Raw genomic sequence first — 21,549 nt, forward strand, 5'->3', positions numbered from 1 at the left:
GTGAAGGGAGGTCCCGATGAGACTTCATGCGTCGGGTGAAGATTACCTGGAGGCCATCCTGGTTCTCCATAAGAAGATGGGCATGGTACGCTCCGTGGATGTTGCCCGGCACATGGAGGTATCGAAGCCCAGCGTGTGTCATGCGGTGGCTACGCTGAGAAAGGGCGGCTTTCTGCTCATGGACGAGGATCACTTCCTGCACCTGACTGACCTTGGCCGTGAGGTTGCCGAGGCCACCTACGAAAAGCATCGCTTCTTTACCGACCGGCTGATTGAAGCCGGCGTAGACCCCGAAACGGCGGAACGGGATGCTTGCCGGATTGAGCATGTGATCAGCGAGGAAACCTTTGAGCGACTGAAAGTTGCTTATAAACTGAACGAGAAAGCGGTGATATCATCGGACGAGTCATGATTCTGGAGCTGCATGAAAGAGATACGGAAGTTTTGGAGCAGATCCTGTCTATCCTCAAAAACCACCCTGAGATAGAAAAAATCGAGGTTGATGAGGAACCGATGGTGTCGCTCCCTGGTCTTGAGATCTTTCCAAGCAGACGAAAGGTCTTTCGGGATCGCCAGGAGATTCAGCTTACCGCAAAAGAATATCGGATTCTCCTGCTGCTGGCCACCAACAAAGGCCGTGTGCTGACCTACGCACAGATTTACGAACAGGTCTGGGGCGATTTCACTACAGGAAACGAAAACAATACGATAGGTTTTCATATCTGCAACCTGCGCGAGAAGCTGTATCGGGCTAATCCAGATGCCCCGTTCTACATTCGCTCCGTGCGGGAAGTCGGATACTGTCTGGATGTCGATGAACCGTAATTCCACCACTATTTTCTTTCGCATGGATGTCTTTTCTCTGACCTAAATCTCTGATAGAGTGAGTCCTTCTGGGTGGTTCACAATGAACCGCCCCTGGGTCCAGCGAATGGGTGCAGTTCTCCCTTGGCGGAAGATTTTGAAATTACCATTCATTCAGAGAGCGGTTTGTACTACATTTTGACATTAAGGTCAAAAGGGGGTGTGACACAATACTTCAGGTTTGATATAATGTAGATAAAAACAGGGTGGTGGCGGAAGATGTCATACAGGGCCAACGGAAGCCAGCAGTTGTCCATATTCGACCGCAGTCTCCGGCTCACGAGACGGGAGCGGAGCTTTTTGGAAAAGTCATGGGCAAAAGTGTTTTCTGATGAGATTTTTCCCGCCATTGACGAAGAACGTTTCCGAGTTTTGTATTCTCAAAATGCTTCACGACCCAATACCCCAGTCAATATTATTGTGGGTGCGCTCATTATAAAAGAACTGTTTACTTTGTCCGATGACGAGATTGTTGAGAATCTGATGCTGGACATCCATTATCAGTATGCTCTCCACACCACCAGCTACGAGGAGCAGCCGTTGAGCGACAAATCCTTGTCCCGTTTTCGGAAACGCTGCTATGAATACGAAAAAACTACCGACGTAGATTTGTTCCATGAGTGCGTCTGCGATCTGAACCGCAAAATCGCAAAACTGATGGGGATCAATTCTCACATCAAACGTATGGATTCGCTGATGATCGAGGCAAATATCCGAAAATTAAGCCGGATCGAGCTGCTCTATTCCTGTGTTGCAAGACTTGCCAAGCGTATCGAAAAGAAGGAAGGCATCGGTAAACTGACAGGGCTGGAACATTACTGCCAGCCAGGTGACCGCAATTTCATCGTGTATCATTGCCGGAACACAGATATGAATGAGCGAATGGAGACCATTCTGAAAGATGCGGACCAGCTTCTGCTACGGAGTGCGGCACAATATCAGGAAACAGAGGAGTATCGTCTGCTTGTCCGATGCCTGGACGAGCAGACCATTGCCGGAAGCGGCGGAAGACGGCTTCGCAAGAAGGGAGAGGAATCCCCGTCAACAACTTCCCTGCAAAATCCTACTGACCCGGATGCGACATACTGTGCAAAGGCAGGGAAAGACCATATTGGGTATGCTGCGAATGTGGTGGAGAGTGTGGACAGCAGCGGTTCCGTGATTACGGATTATCAATATGAGAAAAACATATTTTCCGACCCGCGCTTTCTTCGCGACCATCTTACGCGCACAGAAGAACAAAAGGAGACCGTGCGGATTGTTGCGGATGGCGGCTATGTGGGGCAGGAGTGCAGAGAACTTGCAGCAGAGAAAAATATTGAGCTCATCAATACAGCATTAAAGGGTGTAGCTGTACCGGATATTTACGGCGGTTTTCTGCTAAGTGATAACGGAAAGAGTGTGCAGCAATGTCCAGCCGGATATGCGCCAATACGCTGCTCCTACACAGAAAGAACGTCCCGAATCAGGGCCTACTTTAAATCTGAACATTGCATGGGATGTGATCACCGCGAAGAATGCCAGGCAAAGCAGCGACGGGCGACCTGTCAAATGTCACTTTCCCGCTCGGCTGTGGAGCGCGCAAGGCAGCAGCAACAGATGCATGCACCTGATTTTCAAAATTGGCATAGAATTCGGAACGGAATAGAATCGGTTCCGTCCATACTGCGTAACCGGTACCAAGTAGACAAGATGCCCGTGAGAGGATTTATCCCGAGTAAATTCTTTTTTGGGGCTAAAATCTCCGCAATGAATTTCAACAAACTTCTTCGACACCGGAGAGGCTTGTTGTCCTGCGCCCAAAATCCTCTCCTCAGTTAAACAATCGGAAGATTGGATTGCCTGCCGGCCCGTATAGAGGGCCGGCAGGCAATTTTTATTGGTATGATATTGTTTTGGAGCAGCAAAACAGGCCTAACATTAGCTGCGCTAACTTCAAAACCTCCCTTTTGACCTTAATGTCACATTTTGGTACAAACCACTCTCTCTTTTATTTCACGGTATAGAGGTTGGAGGTGCTGCTCCCATTCGGCCTGTGCCGGGAATCTTTTTGGAGATAGCCGTGCTGCTCCAGATCGTGCAGCGCCCGCTTGACCGTGGAGCGGGACAGCTTCATGTCCGAGGCAATGGTCTTGATGCCCGGCCAGCACTTTCCCTCGGCATCGGAGCGATCCCGCAGGTACATATAGACCGCCTTCGCTCTGGAGGGAAGCTCAGTGTCGGCGTAAATCGTTCCGAAGTAACTCATCGTTCCTCCTCTCCGAATGTCTTCATTTGCTTTCCTCTTTTTACAGCCCTCTCCTGAGCCGGAGCATGGGCGATGCCGCCCCGGCTGGATACCGCATAGCCGCGGCTTTCGTCCATCTCCTCCGGCTCACTGAGCTGCGGGAGATTCCGCTCCAGATTCACCCGGTTGGCATAGGCCACCGCTCGGTTGGCTCTCTCCGGCACCACATACGGCTCCCCGAAGGTAATGCCCCAGTTTAAGAAGAGTTGGAGCCGGGTCCGCATGGGATGAGTGCCGGTTTTCATGACGATAAAGCTGCCCTTGGGAATGGATTTCAGCTCGTCGGGCGTCAGCAGGGCGCGCTCCATCATCTGCAGGCTCTGGCTGGGATCGTTCTTGCCCCGGCTCACCGAGCCGGAGAGGACGGTGCGGCTGCCCAGGGCTTTGGACAGCACCTCCGCAGTCTGGCTGTTGGGTGCAAAGCCGCCGAAGATGGTGTCCTGGCAGTTGTCCTGAATGATCTCGCAGCCCTCTTTCCCGTAGTTTTTTTCGAGCTGCGCTAAGGACTGGATGATCGGCACGAGCGTTAACCGGCGAGAGCGTCCAGCGGAGAAAAGGGGCAGTATATCAAACGGGGGCATGGTGCCGAATTCGTCACAGAAAAGCACCACCCGGTTTTTCAGCTTGCCGCCGTTCTCATCGGCCACAGCGAACAGCTCCCGGCTCAGGTTCTGGATCATGAGACCGGCCATGAAGTTCTTGGTTGTGTCTTCTTCCGGCAGGATCAGGAAGATGGCAGACTTCTCCGAAGCAAACTTCTCAGCGTCAATGGCGCTGTCGAAGCACAGGATCTGCTCCAGCTCGCTGTCCAGAAAGGCATTCAAGCGGGACAGCACTGTAGACATGACGGAGGCCATTGCCTGCTCGGCGCTGTTGAGGGCGGCACCGGCAAACCACCTCGCCTTGTGATCCGGCGGCAGTTTTGCCATCAGGAGCTGGAAGTGGCTCTTGCCCTTGACACGGCTGGGCTCCAGCAGATCCTGCACCAGCTTGAACACGGAGACGATATGCCGGCGCTCCTGGGGGTGGTCTTTATCGGGCGGCAGGAACTCGGCAAGCATCAGGATGACCGAGGTGAGCAGACCTTCCGCCGCATCGTAGAAGAAAGCGTTCTGACCGCGGTTGCTGTCATCGCCGTCCGGATTGACGATGGTCTTGGACAGGATTTTGGCGTATTTCTCGGCCTTGGCCCGGGCCGCGAGATTGTTCGGGTCACTCCGGGCAATGTCCATATACCGGTTGACCAGCGTCAGCAGATTGTTGCCATCCGAGCGGGTGGGATTTCGTAGGTCGATCACGGCCACATTCTGATACCCATAGCAGTTCTTGGCAATGGCGCCGTAATTGCGGGCGAGGTCACCCTTGCTGTCCAGCGCCAGCCAGCTCATGCCGCTGGCGCAGGCGTACTCCAGATTGGGATAGAGAAAATAGGCGGTCTTGCCGATGCCGGAAGCACCGATCATCAGGCAGTGGATGTCATCGCTGTCCACGAGGGCGGTGAGTTCGCCTTTCTTTCCCTTGCACCCCAGCACCAGCCCCTGCTCCGTGGGCAGGTTCTGGCCGCTGCGCCATTTCTTCACCTCGAAGGGAACATGGGCATAGGTCTGCCGGATCTCTTTGGCTGTGGCCCATCTTGCGGTGCCGTGCTGGCCGTCGCCGACCGTTTTGGATTTGATCCCGCTCAGGGTATAGTAGTGGGACAAGGCGGCCAGACAGCCGATGACCAGAAACATCAGCCCGCCGGCGGCCAACAAAATCAGGACTTGGTGTGGCATGGTTAACCCCTTTCAGGGCACACCACTTCCTGCTCGGTTCCATACTTCTGAATGCGCACATCACTCTTGTTACGGCCTACTTCGGGCGAACAGGAAGTGGTGTGCGTTGTTGTTATTTACTGCATGACTTGTGCGTAGGACGGTTCCTCAGCGGTCAGATCATCATTCCAATCCTTGTGTGCGGGAATGAGCCTTTCCACCGTGTACCTCTCTGCCAGCTGTTCCTTCATGCGCCGGCTGGCCAGATGGCCAGCCTCGTCATTGTCGAGGCAGAGCAGGACCGTATTGATTTGCGGCTGCCGCTCCAGCAGCTTCAGCACCGGCTGAATGGAGGTGCCGCAGCAGGCCACATAGCTGTGGCTCTGCCAGCCCTCCGGATGGAGCGTGATGTAGGAGAGCATATCGATGGGAGCTTCGAACACATAGAGGCTCCCATCTGTGCCGATGTGGTGGAAGCTGTGGCGGGGATCGCAGCCCTCCACATTGAGCCGGAAGGCTTTGCCGAAGCTGTTGGCGCTGCGCTTGTGGGCATGGCGGGGGACGCCGTCTTCATCCGTACCCACGAAAACCGCATTGTGGTAATCGGCGTCTTCATACAGCAGCTTCTCTCTTGCAAAGTGCGCCACAACGCTCCGGTCGATATTCCGGTGCTTGACCAGATAGGCATAGACCCGGCGCATATTGGAATTGGCCGGCGGAAGGACAAAGGGCTTCGGCGGCTCCTCTACCCGTTCTTCGGCAGAGGGATAAACCGTTCCCAGCTCGCCTCCCAGAAGCATGGTCACCGCCTCCGGATAGCTGAGGTGATAAAACCGCTGCACGAAGCTGACGGCGTGGCCGCCCCGCTCCTCGGCATGATCGTACCACTCGTTGCCGCGGATGGTGACACTATGGTCACGGGCCAGCCGTTTCTCTCTGCCGGAGGCAAGGAGCTTTTCGCCCCGGCAGCGGAGGAACTCCTCCAGATCAACGGAGGCGGCTCGCTGCTTCTGTTCTTCCGTGAAATGAATGTAAGTCGACATAGGCTCCTCCTGTTACATGGTCTGCTGATAGGATACCTGCTCCTCATGATCATCCGCCTTGTGGCCCATGGCCATCCGCTTTTCCGTCAGCCGCTTGCGCCGTTTGGAATCAATGCGAATCCCTGCCGGATTGCGAGGCGGCATGGAATTGTCCCGGAAGATCCGGCTCATGTGATGGAGCAGCTTGGTTGCCGCCAGCATGACGGACGGATCTCGGAACTGGTCAAAGCGGTCAAGGAAGAATTGAGCATACGCATTGCCCTGGGCAGCGGAGCGGGTGAACCAATCCCTGGCCTGCTCCCGATCCTGTTCCACATCCCGGCCCAGGAGATACAGCTTGCCCAGTGTGTACTGAGCAAACGGGTTTCCTTGTCTGGCGGCGGCAGTCAGGTACTCCAGAGCTTTTCTCACATCCTTCTTTACGGACTCACCGGTGAGACAGAGCTTCCCAAGGCGGTATTGGGCAAACGGATTCCCATGCCCGGCGGCCTTGTCCAGCCAGCGCACCGCCTCATCGGTGCGCTTTTGAGAGAGCAGGAGCTTCCCGAGTGCGTATGCCGAAAAGTCATTTCCGGCCTCTGCGGATAAGCGAAACCAACGCTCCGCTTTTTCATGATCCCGCATGGTGGAGAGATCTTCCCGGTAGAACTTTCCCAGTTGATGCGCCGCCACCGTGTATCCTTCCACCCAGAGCTGTTCCAGCACCCGGACGGCTTCGGCGTGTTCCTCATCCAGCGCATAGACATCCTGCAGAACCGTTTTGGCGGCACGATAGCGTCGAGCCTGTTCATATACGCTGCTGGATCGCTGCTCCTCATGTGCCGCCTCCGGCTCCGGCTCATCTTGCATCTTCTCATCTTCAAAAGTCGGGAGGCCGAGGCGGATGTTCTCGGCCTCCCGGATGATATCGTTTTTGATCCGGCGGAACTCTTTCTGCTGAGAGAGCGGGAGATGTTCCCGCGGTGTACGGCTGCCATAGCACTCGTTCAGCTCATCCCGGATCTGATTCCAGGTTTCATAGCACTTTGCTACTTCCGGCTGCCGGGCCAGCTCGTCCACGATGGTGTCCACCAATGCTTTGAGCGGTTTCTTCAGATAGCCATACTGCTTTTTCCCGGTGGTGGTTTCCAGCGCCTGCACCAGCTGGCGCATCTGCTTCTCGATGACAGGGTTGTCGCAGAGCTGATGCTCCATCTTCTGAATCAGCTCCCGCATGGTATCCTGCGCCGCTTCGATCAGCTCTTTATAGGCAACATCCTTCCGCTCGTAGATCTGGATCATCTCATCCCGGAAGATGGTGTTGGTCAGCTTGGAGCGCATGGCCGCAATGCCTTCCCTGGTCAGGAAGCCCTCCTTCGGATCGTCTGACCAGACCATCATGTGGATGTGGGGGTGATGCCCCTCATTGTGGAAGGCCGCATACCAGCGGAAGTGATCAGCCTGTATCTTCATGGCCTTGGCCAGATCCTGTGCGTGCATCATGAGCAGGCCGCGCCATGCGTCCGCATTGTCGTACCCCAGCCGGGCAGCATCCTCACGGCGCAGGGAGTAGATGATGGTCCACACATTTCCGTCATGGGCTTCCAGCTCGGACATGGCTGCGTCGAGGTCTACCGCGGCGGCGGAGCTGAACAGGCCATGGGCCCCGCGGCGCTCCACACGGGGGCGGGTGGCAATGTAGGACAGGTATCCGCTCTCAGAATTTATTTCGTGGAGGTTTGCATCCAGCGCCATGGTGATGAAGGCTGATGCGGTACCAAGGGTAGGCGTCTTACGGTAATCCTCATACTCGAACAGATCCACGGCATCAGGGAAATCATGCAGGAGCTTTTGGATCAGTTCCCGCTGTCCTTTGGTGACGGGACCGTTGCCGGTCAGCTTCTCCACACCTTCGCGGATGGCAATGTATTTCATGTACCCGCCGGCCTTTTCGGATTTGATGTAGCCGCTTTTCTGTACGAGCTTTGCCATGGGTTACACCGACTTCTGGAAGTCCAGCGCATCCTTGAACGAGATGCGCCCGTTGGTGCGCTTCATATCCCGAATGGCGCGTCCCCGCAGACGCTGGTACTCGCCTTCGTCGATATCGGTGTCGTAGGCGATGATCTGCCCCAGCACATTGAGATCCACACCCTGCTTGAACAGGAGCGAGCCCATGCGACCGGTATAGTAATCCAGTGTGCCGGTCATCATGGCAGAGAACGCTTCGGGCAGAAAGGCGCCGGCGTTCTTAGTGTTCAGGTAGCCAATGTAAAACCGGAGCGCCTGCTCAACGAACTCGCTCCGGCTGGCGCAGTTGTCGATGCGCAGGTAGATGTCTACCTTCTCGTCCAGATCCTCAGAGATCCAGAACCCCTTCTTCGTTTTTCTGCTTTCAGACTTCAGTAAAACCACTCCTTTTTTCGTCAAGTCCCCGCTGAGAACCCTTGCCACAGCGGAGCTTTTCCGCATCATAGGGTCCAACAGCTCTTTCCACCCGCCGGATTGTCCCCGCTGCGAAAAGCCGGAAACTGCCCGCACTGCGGGCAGAAGTGGGAGAGCCGGGGGCGGCCTTGTCCCCGGCTCTTTCTCCTGCTTCGCTTTCACCAGCTTCCCGCTCTCCTGGAAAGCGGCCCAAATTCCGCCCGCTTCCCTCTGGAGGGGTACACGGTCGGCTGGTCGCTGAAAGCCGCACACAGCGGCTCACAGGGGGCGACACGGCGCTACATCTGCATCTCTGGGGACTCCTGGCTCTGCTCCGACAGATAGTCCCCGCAGCACTCCTCCAAACTCTGGCCCCAGTGTTCCTGACAGTAGGTGTTCATCTTGGGGAGGAGCAGAGCCTGCTCCTCGGCGCTGAGGCGATACTTGAACGCCTCCTCGTCGCCGTTGCCCCGCTGCAGATACACCTCCAGCGTGTCACAGACGCGACGGGTATCCAGATCGTAGTTGGCATAGATGTTCAGCCAGTCGTCATTCTCGGAGGTGCAGACATCGGTTCCGAACACTTCATCCGCATTGAACGATACTTCCATGTAGAACTCCAGCAGGTTGTCGTTCTGAATAATGTCCTCGGCGAAGGAGATGTCCTCGGCGCAGAGCCGCCGGCTGCCGGTGAGGTATTCCGGCTCCTGGATGAGCGCCCTCTCCTCCAGACGGTCCAGGAAGATCCGCCACCTTTCGTCCGACGAAGCGTTGCCCTTCTTCATAGCGAAGTAGGCGGCGGTGCTCACATCCCGGATTCTGAACCGCTTCCAGCCATCCATGATGCTGACGGCTTCCATATCTCCGCTGTCGAGGTCGATGTCGTAGGCACCCACCACCCGGCCGGTGTTGTCCAGCCGCTCCGACACATAGGAGTTGAACTCCTCCTGAGAGATTCGCTGGGTGTGCAGCAGCGTTTCGACAAAGCGGTGGGGCGCCTCGTCGGGCGGCTTGCGGATGTAGCTGCGCAGACGGCGGGCGGTCGAGAGCAGCTCGAGTTTTTCCTCGGCCAGAATATAATCGGAGCCGCCGTTCTCCGTGACATGAAAGACGGCGAAGCGCCGTGCGGCCTCCCGAGCCTCCTCCTCCGCCTGCTGCTCTGCCCAGAGCTCATGGCTGATGCGCTCGTACTCCCGCTGAGGAAGCTGGTTGCACATTTCATCAAGGATATTCTCCAGATGCTCCTCCAGCGTTTCCCCCTTCAGTTGTTTGCTCAGAGCGTCGTACCACCGCTCGTCGAGCCAGAGTGTGATCTCACGGCCCCTCATTGCATTCCTCCCATTTCCGGCCCGCACTGCTTCATCTCAGGGTACTCGGTCAGGAGGTGCCACACGCCGTTTGCGTAGTTGGCGCTGTTGACCGTCTGACTGAGAAGATTGTCGGCAGAGAGCGACATCGTGATGCCGGGCACGCCGGGATGCGCCGCGGCACTCTGGCCGCTCATCAGTCCTTCCGCCTGGGCTGCGGTCAGGGGCACAAAGCCGCACGGAGTCATCAGGGAAAAGATGCCGCCAACATGGGTGGCCAGGAAATCACGAACCGTGCGTGTGCCTGCGTCATCAGACAGTTCCTCCCGAAGCGTCCAGACGCAGTGGAGAAGTTCCTCACCATGGGAGGCATCCAGACCATTCTCCGCAATCCAGCGGTCTGCCAGCTCATCCAGCGGCTCGTCCAGCCCCAGCAGAAATCTGGCGTCCTCCTCATTGATGGCGTCCTCGATATTGTCACGGATCAACCGTGCGGCGGTGATCTCCTCAGCGGCATCGATCAGCTGAGAGGGATCGGCTGCCATCCACTGCTTGACCCGGCGTTCATAGTCTGCGCTGATCCGCTTCTTCAGCTCTTTCTTGTAATCCATGGCGATCTCATCTTTGTTCACTGGATCACCTCCGGTTCCTGGTCAGGCTTCGGTGCGGCGGCTCTCGGGCTGCGCCGGGACTTGCTCGGAGCGGCGGCGCTTACATCGCTCTCATCGATATACTCCCGCACGGGGGCGGGTACATATTTTTCATAGAGCTTCACCAGCGCATCCGTCATCTCACGGTCCAGGTCAAGCTCCTTCTTGCCCATATAGCGTTTGAGCGCAGAGAGCTTCTCCTCGTCGAAGGTGATGGTCAGGTTCACTTGCTTCATTGGCACTTCCTTTCTCAGTCGTAGTTGATGTATTCGATCTGCAGCCAGTGGGTCCAGCCCCGACCCTCCAGCTTTGTTTTCACCACACCTTTTTTGGTATTCATAGCTTCAATCACATAACCGTCACCGGTGTACACGCCAATGTGACCGTCATGCCAGACAGCGAGGCCGGGGATATCCGGCATGGTGTCGATGGTTCCGGATACTGAGGCGTTATAATACATCTGGTTGGCGCCAAGATCCGGCATCCCGTTGGTTCCATACTCGATAGTCATGGTGTCGGGATTGAGCCATCCGTACCCTTTGATCAGGCCCACGCAGTCTGTGGTTCTGCCTCCCAGCCAGTTGGCACGGATGAAGTCCGCATAGCTGCCGACACCGTCAGGGTACTGCTCCAGCTTGTAGGCGAAGAGCGAACCGGTGAGGACACTGCCGTATGTTCCCCAGACATAGCCCCAGCCGGACTCCCAGGCGTGGATGGCGTAGGTCACAAGGTCTGCGGCGTTCTTGGTGGTTGGATCGGTGAAGGCGGAGATGTCCAGCTCTATGCTGCTCCCATCCCCTCTGAGATACTCGCCGCTGTAGCTGCCGCCTCCCACGGTACCGGCTATCATGGTATAGATATGGTCGATGTTGCTCTTGTCATCGTCCGTGATCTCTCTGCCCAGATGGGCTTCCAGATTGGCGTAGGCCTGGGACAGAGAGACCGGCACCGCGACGGTGTATTCTTCTTCCTCTGTACTTGTGGTCCCGTCCTCCAGAGTCACTTCCACGGTTCGTGTTCGGGTTTCGGTGGTGTAGAAGCACCCCACGAAGCTGTTCGACGCCCGTGTGGACGGGGCGTCGTCCCCAAAGCAGAGGGCATAAAAAACAGCCTTGACTCTGATCGGGTCAAGGCTGTTGCCGCTGTCCATCTGCCCATTGGCAGAGGACACCGCCGAATCCAGAAGAGAAAAGGCCGAGCGCATTTCCACGATGTGATATCGGAACTCCGCCGGAACTTCTGCGGAGAATTCCGCTCCGTAGAAGCATGCCTCCACCGAATAGTTGTTATGCTCCGCCCCGCCTGAGCCAAGGGAGCAGAGCAGGGCGATCAAAAGAATGACGGGTGAAAAGATTGCCACCAGAATCCAGCCCAAACCTTTACGGGTCTTTTCGTTGGTAAGCAGCATGGCAGCGGCCTTGGCCACTGCGGCAGCAGAAACAGCCATCAGCGACCACCTGCCGTTCCGAAGAGTTTCTCCTTGTAGGCCGGGGCGTGAACCTCCAGCAGATATCGTTCATTGCCGCACTTGTACAGGCAGACGCCGCGCTGGGGGAACTTGATGAGATTGTATTCCGACTCCTCCAGCTGGAGCATATCCATGTAGGACCGCTTGTCGATGGAGCCGGCATTGAACAGAAACTGGTGAGGCGGGATGCTGAACAGGGGTTTGGTCATCTCACGGACGCCCTCCTGATCGAAGTCCTCCAGATTCTGACTGGCCAGCAGCATCGCCGATTCCTTCTTTCGCACACGCTTCAGACAATTTCGGATGTACTCGATGGCGGTGGGGTTGGACAGCCAGATATACAGCTCATCCAGAGCTGCCACGGTATTGCCCACGGTCAGGAGCTTATCGGACATGAAGGACAGCACATTGAAGAGCATGGCGTTGCGGACATTTTTGGCGGCGCTGAGCATTCCCTTGACGCCGAACACCAGGAAGCGGCTGGAGGTAATGTTGGTATGCCCGTTGAAGAACTGGGCGTCAGCGCCCTTGCACATGGAGTGCAGCCCCAGCAGCACCTCTTGCAGGAGCTTTTGGGTGTAGAGCTGGTGACGGTCGGCGTCGTAGGTCTTGAATTCCTCCTCAATGAGATCGTAGAGGTCGGAGAGGATGGGATAGTCCTCCGGGCACATCCGGCTGAAGTTGGTGCGCTCGGTGATGCCGAACTTGCGATACAGCTTGGACAGCATGATCTCGATGGTGTCGATGTGCGCGTCGCTGAAATCCTTGTAGGCCCGGAAAAAGTCCTTGAGGAAGGAGATGTGCTGCGCCAGCAGGGTGCTTTTGCGAAAGGCCTCCGGCGCGTCGGTGGCGTTGGGGTCTCCGCCGTCATCCCAGCACTTGGGTTCCAGCACATTGATGATGTACTGCCCGGCCATCAGGTCTGCGAAGCAGCCGCCCACCGCCTCGCACATCTCCTGCTGTTCATGTTCGGCGTCCAGGCTGATGACGGATTTGCCGGACTCCAGCAGATTCAGGATCAGCAGCTTCATCAGGTAGGACTTGCCCTGGCCGGAGTTGCCCAGGATAAGGATGTTGGCGGAGGTCTTGTCCTCGTCCCGCTGGTCGAAGTCCACCAGAATGTTGCTGCCGTATTTGTCTTTGCCGATGTAGAAGCCTTTGGAGTCCAGCTTGCCAGAGTAGTTGAAGGGATAGAGATTCGCCACGCTGGAGGCGGGCAGCACCCGTTCAAACTGGATGCCGAATGTGTTGTGGCCGCAGGGATTGACGCAGCGGAAGCCCTGCTGCTGACGGAGCAGGAGCTTATCCACATTCAGCTTGCTCCGCACCAGCTCCGTCAGCACATCGGTCTGGAGCAGCTTGAGGTTGTTGTAGTCGGATGCGGTCAGCTCAATGTATACAGCGCAGTGGAGCAGAGGCTCACGGTTGCGGTGCATGGTGGCCACCAGGGTGGCCACATCCTGAAGGTTGCTCTCGGCGGTGACCGTCTGCTGCAGGTCGTTGGTGTTGGAGCTGTTCAGGCGGTTCTTGTTGGCGGCGTTCTGAATGATGCGTTTTTCCTCAGCCGGGGTGACCTGCCGGGTGTAGATCCGCAGGGTGACGCCGTCCTTTTCTCCCAGATGGCGGAGAATAGCCTGCTCATCCGTGCTGGTCGGGTATTCGCGGAGTGCCCAAACGCAGCGGTAGGTGTTGCCGAAGATAAAATGATCCGGCATGAAGCTGACCACAGAGGGGGCAATCATATCCAAAAAGGATTTGATGGACGCCTCCTCACGGCTCTGCGGAACCGGTCTTTTCGCTTTCTTTGCCAAAATGGATGCCTCCTATTCTCCGTGGAGGCATCCCGGCCATGGAGTGGAACACCTCCACGGCCTATGATGAATTGATTTACTCGCCCACGATGACCCAGCGGTCCCCGTCGTAGTCCTCGAACTTCTCGGTGGTCACATTTTGCTCGAAATAAACGCCCAGCATCCGCTTGAGATCCTGCTCGGTGGCGCGGCGGGTGGTAAACCCATTGTCATTGATGCTCTGCTCAATGCGGCTGAGATACGGGAACACATCCGTTTCCTTTTCGCTTCGCAGCCGGATGATGATATAAAACTCCCGGCTGGATGCCATCAGCACCTGGATGCGATCCAAATGCTTGCTGTCCTGCTCCAGAAGTCGCCGGATGGCAGGAAGTTCCTCGCTGCCCATGCGCTCCTGATAGAAGCTTTTGTTTCGCTCAAAGGACTCCTTGGAGTTGAGGGCCAGTATCTCAATTTCCGCCTGCCCCTTGACCACATTCAGCAGGGCGTAGATCCTGGCGCTGATGCTGGAATCGGACAGGACGCTGATGTTGGTGGGCTTGATGATAAAAAAGACCAGATCGCCCACGCGGGTGGCGATGCAATAGTCCTTGATGCCGTCGATCCCCATGAGCTGCCGGGTCGATTGCGCGGCATTCTCTTTTTTCTTTCTGCTCATAGCTTCATTCCTCCTTTGGGAAAGCAAGGCGGGAAAAAGCCGGTGCAGCGCATGGTGACACAGCAGGTCACCCGTCTGGGGTTCTGGCTGAACCAGTATTTTGCCCTGGCGTTCTTGGCGCTGTAGCAGAGGGACTTCTCGCACAGAAGGCCGCCCACATAGCTTTTCAGCAGGGCCCGCAGGCTGCGGAAGCCATAGTAATATCTGCCGTCCTGGCTGCGGCAGCTCCACTTGTTCTTGGCATCCTGCCAGAAGAAGGCGTTGCGGCACTCCCACCGCTTGCGCTTCCGGCTCCACCGGAGCGTCAGGGAGGCGGACAGATCCCGCTCCTCGATTTCCGGCAGGCCGAAGTTTTCCTCGTTGTCATAGAGTGTGTCGGCGTGGAACATATCACATTCTCCATTCATAGAATTGCTGTTTGGTAATCAGGAAGGCCACTGCATACCGGATAAAATCCAGAATGCTCGTGCCGTCAAAACGGATGCTGAGGAAGGCATAGACTGCCGTCAGCACCAGCGGAATAAAAATTCCGGTCTGTGTCAGCGCCAGGATAGAGACCAAAAGCCCTACGCCAATGACGCCCACATCCCTGAGTTCCCAAAGCCACAGCATGGCCTTGGCAGTCAGATTGTCAGGGTAGATATACAGGGTGGTTCACCTCCAAAAAACAAACCGCCGGGGATATGCTCCCCAGCGGCCGGTGCGGCATATTTATGCTTCGGTCATCTCGGCGGGCTGATTCTGCGCCTCGTACTCAGCCAGCGCCTGCTCGATAAGACCGATGACGAATTCTTTCTGCGTGATTTTTCTGCCGCGCTTTTTTTCTGCGGCAATGAAGTCCTTCAGCCGCTGATCCAGCTCCTCGGTGATCTTGAATGCGAGAGTCTTGGTTTCTGCCATAGTGATTCCTCCTCCTTCGAAGTGTTCTTTGAGTATCAGCTCCACATACTCGCCCAGAGTCTTGAGGCCAAGCTGTTCCTTTTCTGCCACAGCTCTGGCGTGCAGTTCTTCCGGGATCATTCCGCAGAGATTCTTCTTTGCTCCCATGGGTTACTCCTTTCTCTGATTTTGTAAGCAAAGCATACTGCGCCCGGCGGTAAATAGCTATTCACAGAACCCAACGAAGAAGCAAGCTGCAAACGAAGCATAAGCAACAAGCCCGGCTCAGCCGGCGAGAAGCACCAGAGCAATGCCAAAAAGGACATAGTCCACGCACGGAATGACCACGCTGTTGCCCAGTGCCTTATACCGGGAAGAGTCAGAGGCGTTGGGAATGTCAGTCCAACCGTCCAGAAAACCTTGGAGCCTTTCACATTCCAGAGGTGTCAGCCTGCGGATGAGCCTTGGCTGATCTGTACCCTGCAGCACCAGATCCGTGGCATCCTTGTGCTGGCGTGCGCTTTGAGTGCTTGTTACCTCTCCATCTTTGAAAATGTCGACTCGCTGTCTGCTGAACACGGCATGGTGATCGGTGGCAGTCAGCGTATAGGCGAGGTCTGCTTGGTATCCGATCCCATTGCCGCCGTTTTGAGGCTGCCGGTCAATAGCATTGCCGGTGATGCAGAATACCTGTTCCTGCTCCACAAGCGGGACATTGTTTCCGCCTGTACCATACCGCGCGGACATGGTAGGCGCCACTTTATGGGGGCCGGCGTAGCGGGAATCAATGCCGTGGTTCTCGTAGACCAAGGGCTGATGCCCATGTTCCTGGGCCCGAAGCGTCCCTGTGATGTCCAGGCTGCACTCCATCACGCTGCCGCCTTGGTCGTTCAGGCATAAGATGGATGGCATACAGTTTCCGCTGGCGCTGCCTTTCAAGGTGGGGGCAAGCTCCTCGCCGTAGCCGATGCTTCCGGCAGAGGCTCCTGCCCCGGCAGAGAAGCCAGCAGTCAGGACACAGGGATACCCCTGACCGGCCTGACCGCCGCCTGCACTCAGAGATGTGTGCCGTTCCGGCGTCAGAAAACAATCGCCGTTGCCTTTGGCCACGACACCCTCCGCGATGAAAGTCTGCTGCTTCATTCCCGGCTGGGCGCCCAACGCTCCGGCCACATCGTGCAGATCTCTGACCTCATCCCGCTGGTTTGCGGCAAAGGCAATCGGCTGGACAAGGCCGTTGCGGCCAGTGGACATCCCGCAGTTCACGCCCAGGGTGGCCGCTACCGCACCGGTCAGATCACCGTTATAGCCATCGAAGCCCTCGATGCAGCCGTCCTGCTGGCTGGCGTGAGGCGGTTGCTGATTGTGAACCGTATCGGCTGGTGGAGCGACTCCTGACTGAATTTCAAGCGCCTGATTGAGCTTTCGGGGCAGCTCTTTCCCGCGTTCAAAGGCTCTGCGCAGGATGCCCAGGCAGGCTTTCCTGGTCAAATAGTATTTGTCTGGCGGATCGTCCTGCAAAATCTGCGACAAGGAAGATTCTTTTTCTTCTCTGGGGGACACCCCAGTATTGAGCGTCAAGGCATCTCCACGCCAGGGAGAAATCAGCTCCCAATAGAATTCGCCCAGCAGGTTCCCAGCGCCCGGTGTCAGGTCGAGGGATTGAAACACCACTGACTTTAATTCGGACGATCTCCTCGAGGACGATCCGGAAATCCTCTCCTTTTGGTGTTCCGCTGGAGAAGGCTCCGGGCACATTTTCCCACACCATAAATCGAGGTCGTATATCGAGAGCTGCTCGGCCTCGTTGTCTATCCGCATCTCTCATCTCCTTTACGATTCGAACCTGTTCCATAAAAAGGCCGGAGCGTTCACCGGAGAGACCGGCACGGTTTCCGGCCACAGATAAGTCCTGGCAGGGCGAGCCGCCGCAGATGATGTCCACCGGCGGCAGCTTTGCTCCGTCAAGCTTTGTAATGTCGCCCACATGTGCCATGTCGGGGAAACGAATCTTTGTCACCTCAATGGGAAAGGCTTCGATCTCACTTGCCCACACAGGTACGATGCCGTTGTGAACCGCAGCCAGGGGAAAACCGCCAATCCCGTCAAACAAGCTGCCCATTGTCAGCGTCTTCATTTGGCTACCGCCTGAACAACGGTCCTTGTGGTATTGACCGCAGCCTGAGCGGTATAGACTGCAGACATGATATTGGCTCTTGTGGTGGTATCCAGACCAAAGGCGCCGGCAATACGAGGGATCTCGCCGGCGGACAGCATCAGACCAAGGCCAAGGAGGGCATGGTCCTTGAATACCATGAGACCGGCGATGAGAATGGTGGATTGCAGGAAAGCGGTCAGGCACAATCCGATGATCTGCTTGCACCATTGGATGAAACCATCCGTATAACCGCGTGGGACGCTGAACATATAGAGACTGCCCACTGCAATTTGAATGAGCAGAATGCCGCCGCGCTTCAGGTTTGCGAAGAAGACCTTTATCACGGCGTAGGCCATCAGAATGATGCAGAATAAAAGCATGATTGGGCTGGTGATGGAAGCAAAGCCGAAGTATGAGCCGGTGGTCATTCCAGTCAGCGAATCAATGCCGCTGAGTGAATTCACAATCTCGGTTGCCGCCTCGCCGATGGAGGTGCCATACCCTGTGATCCCCGCGGTGAGGCTTGCCTGCAATGTGACGGAAAGCTCATAGAGCCGAATCGGCACAACCGTAAACAGGCTCACCGCCATAAAGCCCTTGATGGCACACAGAGCGGTTTCTTTGAGGTTCCCTCTGCCGGAGGAATACTCGATGCCGCACTCAAAACAGGCCACAACAAGACCGGTCACATAGAGCGCCCAGGCCAGATAAGAGAAAAACAGTACAATGCTCTGCACCCAGCTCAGTTCGAACAGCTCGACGCCCATGTTGCCCATCTCGGCGAAAAAGTTTCCGAGAAAGCCCATGACCTGTCCGTAGATCCAATCCACGATTTGACCGAGGATGGTGTCGGCAACAAAATCCCAAATAAACAATGGTTCGTTCACCTCTTTTCGGGGTGAGGCCGCACCAACTGCTTGGGATAAAAGGCCAGGGGCCGTACAGCTGGTACGGCCCCTGGGTCAGTTCTTTACATGGTCTGCTGCCACTGGGGGGCAGCGGTTTGGGCTTGCTCCTGAAACACCTCCAGATAATCCGATACTGCGTCTGTGAGCTGCTGGTAGTCCTGACTGTTGGGATGGTAGACATACCAATCCGCTTTCCCGTAGTCATCCCAGATGTAGGGATTGATCCCATTGCGGAAGTTCGGGTTGCCGGTTTGCTTTTTCCCGAGGATGTCGGAAAGATTCAGAAGCAGCACATCCACCTGGCCTTCGTTCCGATTCAGAATGGAAACGCGAAGGGCATGGTATTGATTTGCGACGATCCCCGTGACGAACTGGATCTTTGCCCGATTCAACTCATCGAGACGCACATAGCAGGCCCGGCCTACATAGGTGGCGTCCGGATACTTTGGGGCAACGATTTTGTGAAGCTCTTGCTCGAAAAAGTTCATATACCCTCCTTAGATGCCGATAATGCTCCAGAGATACATGGGCGCAGTGAGGGTAAACACGAGGCAGGCAAACAGGATGGCGGGAGCCGCCCACTCGAACTGGCCGGATTTTCTGTACTCGAAGTAGGCGGTGCCCAGCTTGGCAAAGAAGAAGACGGCCAGAATCAGGTCGATGGCGGGAAACACCACATTGTCGACCACCGACTTGATCTGGGTGGATGCAGTGGACCAGGTGCTTTCGACGGCACCGGCCACATCCCCGGTACCTGCGGCGAAAGCTGTGGTCGCCATGAGGCAGGTCATTGCCAAGACCACGACAAGCATAACGATCAGGCGCTTATAGTTGAATTTACGCATAAATTCCCTCCGTTGTATGTTGTTAATTTGTGGGGGCGATATGCCAGTCCTCCCAAAGATCTCCGGAAATCCGGACGGAGTCCGTGAGGTTTAGCGACAGCATTCCCGCCGGTGTCCAGCAGTCCAGTAGCCAGGTGTACGGCGTATAGCTCCCATCGGGATACCATATCGGTGTGAAATGGGTCGGACGATTATAGGTGCTGTATGGATTGTCCTTGAAAGTGAAGGTGGAGCGTTTGCCGCTGATGCTTCGGTTCAGGAGCCTCCAAAAGCCCTCGTAGTTGAACTCCGGGAAAGAGGTCACCGCATTCTGAGCCGCAGTAACTGCGGCGCTCTGTGTGGTGCTGACGCTGGCCGTAACGCTCTGCTGGATGCCGTATCCGCTCTTGAGCGCAGAGGAAGATGCCGTGGGCGACAGGCTGTCCGGCGTGATGACCATGGTTGCCGTCAGGCTGGCTGTGTAGGCGTTATAATCAAATTCCCACCAGCCCTGATCCTCCCACCAGCCGTTGTCCACCCAGTGGTACCAACGGTCCGTGTGGGATTTGCCCTCGCTGTCCGTCCACCGATCCGTGTGCCAGCACTTCTCCCAGTTTTCAACCCACACCCAATTCTCCTGCCACCAGGGAGACCAGATGCCCCAGGAGGCGGAGGACACTTCTTCTTTCTCTGGGATATCCACGAGGGTGAAGGTGTCGTTTCGGTCATCGGCCACGGGATTGGGCGGGTCGTTGCCGTCCAAATCCACAATGTTGGCGGTGATGGTGCTTTGCGCCGTGCCTCCGCCCAGCACCCTGACCTGAATGGTGCAAACACAGGGTTCATCGGGGGTATGCCACTTCACCCAGACCAGCTGGCTGTCGCCGTCCGGATAGTACACATTGCTGATGGTATAGGTGCTGCCTTCGATCACAAACTGCACGGTGACCGGGTTGTCCGGGTCTGACTGTCCGCCGGATACCTCCACCGAGGTAATGACATCGGTGTCCACCCGGTATTCGTAGTCAAACTCATCCACCTCCGGTTCCTCCACCTCATCGTTGAAGCGGACGATGCCGATCCCCAGCGAGGAGATGATCTGCTCGTTGCTGACCTTGCTTGTGGTGCTGCCTGACCACGCAGGATACCCGAGGTCGGCTTCCTCCAGGAAGATAGCGAGTGGGAGATTCTGATGGGTCAGCGAACCCATCCAATAGCGCAGGTCACCACTGACCACCTGATCATACAAAGCAGCTTCGGTGGCGGTCATTGCAAACTGCTGTCCGTCATAATTCAGGTACGCAATCGGCTCGATGATGATCTTGTAGTCGCCATTGACCAATGTATCGAAGTCCATGCCGACATAACCTGCCAGAGAACGAATGACCTGTTCATCCGTGAAGTAGCTTCGGATGGCCTCAATGCTGGCCGAAGATGACCCCGAGGAAATGATTCTGGGTAAACTCTGGGAGGGATTTCGATAGGAATAACCGCCCACAACCGGCGATAGTGACGCACCACCGTTATATGTGAGTTTGCAGACCTTCCCGAAGTGGATGATACCTGTAGAGGGCGTTTTGTTGGTGAGATCAACCGGCGTTGTCACAACAGCATGGCTTTCAGCGTTTATCACTGTAACTCTCACACCGTCCATGCCGGGATTCCAATAGCTTGAAGAATTACCGCTGCCCATGTTGCCGCCACCACCATCGATATTTCCCTCGCCGGTGGCGGCAAACGCAGGCATGGCCGTTCCCAGAAGAAGAGCGAGGGATAAAAAGAGTGCGAGAATTTTTCTCATGCAGGACTCCTTTCGGCAAAAAAAGGGCGCAGCCGCTTCCGACTGCGCCATGGGGATGTGGGGAGCTTACTCGCCACCCATAATCCCAATCTTATTCCCGTTTTCATACATATCATCCAGAGTGCCGCCCTGATTCTCACCGCTGTTTTCCACATAGCCGAAGCCGGGTACATAGACCTGACCGGAGCTGTTGGTACTTCCCGCGGCAGGCTCCGTTTCAGTGGGAGTCACTGTGGGAGTCTCCTCATAGGTGGGCGGCGCCTCATCCTCGGTCTTGCGCTCCTCCTCCGGCACATCCGTTCCGTCGTGGTCATCCGGCAGCGTGGTGGTGCCGGCGGGTGCTTCCGGTTTTTCGGGGGATTCCGGCTTTACAGGATCTGCCTGGATGGTCTGCTCCAGGCCGCTGGAGTCTGCACCCTGGGCGGGATCGGTTTCGGATGCGTCCGGCGTTTCCACCTGGACATCCAGATCAGTCTGGCCGTTATTGTCGATATCCACACTGGGATTACCGCTCTGGGTGGGATCATCGGAAACCACACCGGAAGAAATATCGGCATTGCCGCCGAACCGGACGGCGATCCCAACGGCTGCCGCAACGCAGAGCAGGCAGCAGACGGCGATGAGGACGATCCTCTTTGTCTTGTCTGTCATGGTGTATGCCTCCTTGGTGTATTTCTTGTTAATGGGACAATACCACAATTTGCTGTGGAAGTCTATTGGAAAGACAGGATGGA

At 56.2% G+C, this 21,549-nt stretch carries 22 protein-coding genes and 1 pseudogene; 3 read left to right on the forward strand and 20 right to left on the reverse strand.

The features are described 5' to 3' along the window. Positions 1-16: 16 nt before the first annotated feature. The 3 genes from H8705_RS08400 to H8705_RS08410 all read left to right on the forward strand — a co-directional run bounded on the left by H8705_RS08400 (position 17) and on the right by H8705_RS08410 (position 2,685). Positions 17-412 carry a metal-dependent transcriptional regulator gene (locus H8705_RS08400; protein WP_262395379.1) on the forward strand — a complete coding sequence of 132 codons (396 nt, stop codon included), beginning with the start codon at positions 17-19 and terminating at the stop codon, positions 410-412. Beyond that, a complete protein-coding gene (locus H8705_RS08405) occupies positions 409-825 on the forward strand; it encodes a winged helix-turn-helix domain-containing protein (protein WP_195450538.1) in 417 nt (138 codons plus the stop codon). Before H8705_RS08400 ends, H8705_RS08405 begins: the two co-directional genes overlap by 4 nt. Positions 826-1,164: 339 nt before the next feature. Next, positions 1,165-2,685, forward strand: coding sequence for a transposase (locus tag H8705_RS08410; protein WP_262395380.1), 1,521 nt, complete (start codon positions 1,165-1,167; stop codon positions 2,683-2,685). A gap of 169 nt (positions 2,686-2,854) precedes the next feature. On the opposite strand, the gene H8705_RS08415 is transcribed toward H8705_RS08410, so the two are convergent. The 20 genes and pseudogenes from H8705_RS08415 to H8705_RS08510 form a co-directional block, all read right to left on the reverse strand. Beyond that, positions 2,855-3,112 (reverse strand): helix-turn-helix domain-containing protein, encoded by a 258-nt coding sequence (locus H8705_RS08415; RefSeq protein ID WP_087272026.1) that lies wholly within the window; start codon positions 3,110-3,112, stop codon positions 2,855-2,857. After that, positions 3,109-4,926, reverse strand: coding sequence for a type IV secretory system conjugative DNA transfer family protein (locus H8705_RS08420; protein WP_262395381.1), 1,818 nt, complete (start codon positions 4,924-4,926; stop codon positions 3,109-3,111). The genes H8705_RS08415 and H8705_RS08420 overlap by 4 nt, the downstream gene beginning before the upstream one ends. A gap of 116 nt (positions 4,927-5,042) precedes the next feature. After that, positions 5,043-5,705 carry a DUF3991 and toprim domain-containing protein gene (locus tag H8705_RS08425; protein WP_262395382.1) on the reverse strand — a complete coding sequence of 221 codons (663 nt, stop codon included), beginning with the start codon at positions 5,703-5,705 and terminating at the stop codon, positions 5,043-5,045. Between the two features lie 255 nt (positions 5,706-5,960). After that, positions 5,961-7,919 carry a MobP3 family relaxase gene (gene mobP3, locus H8705_RS08430; RefSeq protein ID WP_262395383.1) on the reverse strand — a complete coding sequence of 653 codons (1,959 nt, stop codon included), beginning with the start codon at positions 7,917-7,919 and terminating at the stop codon, positions 5,961-5,963. A gap of 3 nt (positions 7,920-7,922) precedes the next feature. After that, a complete protein-coding gene (locus H8705_RS08435) occupies positions 7,923-8,534 on the reverse strand; it encodes a hypothetical protein (RefSeq protein ID WP_262395384.1) in 612 nt (203 codons plus the stop codon). A gap of 116 nt (positions 8,535-8,650) precedes the next feature. Continuing rightward, positions 8,651-9,679 carry a hypothetical protein gene (locus H8705_RS08440; RefSeq protein ID WP_262395385.1) on the reverse strand — a complete coding sequence of 343 codons (1,029 nt, stop codon included), beginning with the start codon at positions 9,677-9,679 and terminating at the stop codon, positions 8,651-8,653. Then, entirely contained in the window at positions 9,676-10,290 is a 615-nt protein-coding gene (locus H8705_RS08445) for a DUF3848 domain-containing protein (RefSeq protein WP_262395386.1), read from the reverse strand. Before H8705_RS08445 ends, H8705_RS08440 begins: the two co-directional genes overlap by 4 nt. After that, positions 10,287-10,544, reverse strand: a complete 258-nt coding sequence (locus H8705_RS08450) for a DUF6103 family protein (RefSeq protein WP_087238872.1) — start codon at positions 10,542-10,544, stop codon at positions 10,287-10,289. Before H8705_RS08450 ends, H8705_RS08445 begins: the two co-directional genes overlap by 4 nt. A gap of 14 nt (positions 10,545-10,558) precedes the next feature. Beyond that, on the reverse strand, positions 10,559-11,356 hold the full coding sequence (locus H8705_RS08455; protein ID WP_316248651.1) for a hypothetical protein: 798 nt from the start codon (positions 11,354-11,356) through the stop codon (positions 10,559-10,561). 398 nt (positions 11,357-11,754) lie between these two features. Then, the gene (locus H8705_RS08460) at positions 11,755-13,518 is read right to left on the reverse strand and encodes a VirB4 family type IV secretion system protein (protein ID WP_262395410.1); all 1,764 of its coding nucleotides are present in this window, start codon (positions 13,516-13,518) and stop codon (positions 11,755-11,757) included. Positions 13,519-13,663: 145 nt separating this feature from the next. Beyond that, positions 13,664-14,245, reverse strand: a complete 582-nt coding sequence (locus H8705_RS08465) for a hypothetical protein (RefSeq protein WP_262395388.1) — start codon at positions 14,243-14,245, stop codon at positions 13,664-13,666. Beyond that, positions 14,242-14,634, reverse strand: coding sequence for a hypothetical protein (locus H8705_RS08470; RefSeq protein WP_116721456.1), 393 nt, complete (start codon positions 14,632-14,634; stop codon positions 14,242-14,244). Before H8705_RS08470 ends, H8705_RS08465 begins: the two co-directional genes overlap by 4 nt. 1 nt (position 14,635) lies before the next feature. Further along, on the reverse strand, positions 14,636-14,893 hold the full coding sequence (locus H8705_RS08475) for a hypothetical protein (RefSeq protein ID WP_116721455.1): 258 nt from the start codon (positions 14,891-14,893) through the stop codon (positions 14,636-14,638). 63 nt (positions 14,894-14,956) lie between these two features. Then, positions 14,957-15,292 carry a 4-oxalocrotonate tautomerase gene (locus H8705_RS08480; protein WP_262395389.1) on the reverse strand — a complete coding sequence of 112 codons (336 nt, stop codon included), beginning with the start codon at positions 15,290-15,292 and terminating at the stop codon, positions 14,957-14,959. A 117-nt stretch (positions 15,293-15,409) separates the two neighbouring features. Next, positions 15,410-17,261, reverse strand: a pseudogene (locus H8705_RS08485) (DNA cytosine methyltransferase). Further along, positions 17,258-18,157, reverse strand: coding sequence for a conjugal transfer protein TrbL family protein (locus tag H8705_RS08490; RefSeq protein WP_118427273.1), 900 nt, complete (start codon positions 18,155-18,157; stop codon positions 17,258-17,260). The pseudogene H8705_RS08485 and the gene H8705_RS08490 overlap by 4 nt, the downstream one beginning before the upstream one ends. 95 nt (positions 18,158-18,252) lie before the next feature. Beyond that, positions 18,253-18,678, reverse strand: a complete 426-nt coding sequence (locus H8705_RS08495) for a hypothetical protein (RefSeq protein WP_118427275.1) — start codon at positions 18,676-18,678, stop codon at positions 18,253-18,255. Positions 18,679-18,687: 9 nt separating this feature from the next. Continuing rightward, complete coding sequence (locus H8705_RS08500; protein WP_087295600.1) at positions 18,688-19,035, reverse strand: DUF3852 domain-containing protein; 348 nt, start codon at positions 19,033-19,035, stop codon at positions 18,688-18,690. A 22-nt stretch (positions 19,036-19,057) separates the two neighbouring features. Further along, complete coding sequence (locus H8705_RS08505; RefSeq protein ID WP_262395390.1) at positions 19,058-20,815, reverse strand: hypothetical protein; 1,758 nt, start codon at positions 20,813-20,815, stop codon at positions 19,058-19,060. A 66-nt stretch (positions 20,816-20,881) separates the two neighbouring features. Continuing rightward, the gene (locus tag H8705_RS08510; protein ID WP_087238891.1) at positions 20,882-21,466 is read right to left on the reverse strand and encodes a DUF6550 family protein; all 585 of its coding nucleotides are present in this window, start codon (positions 21,464-21,466) and stop codon (positions 20,882-20,884) included. Positions 21,467-21,549 lie beyond the last annotated feature (83 nt).

It is taken from the genome of Youxingia wuxianensis (genome assembly GCF_014385085.1).
GTDB lineage: Bacteria > Bacillota > Clostridia > Oscillospirales > Ruminococcaceae > Youxingia > Youxingia wuxianensis.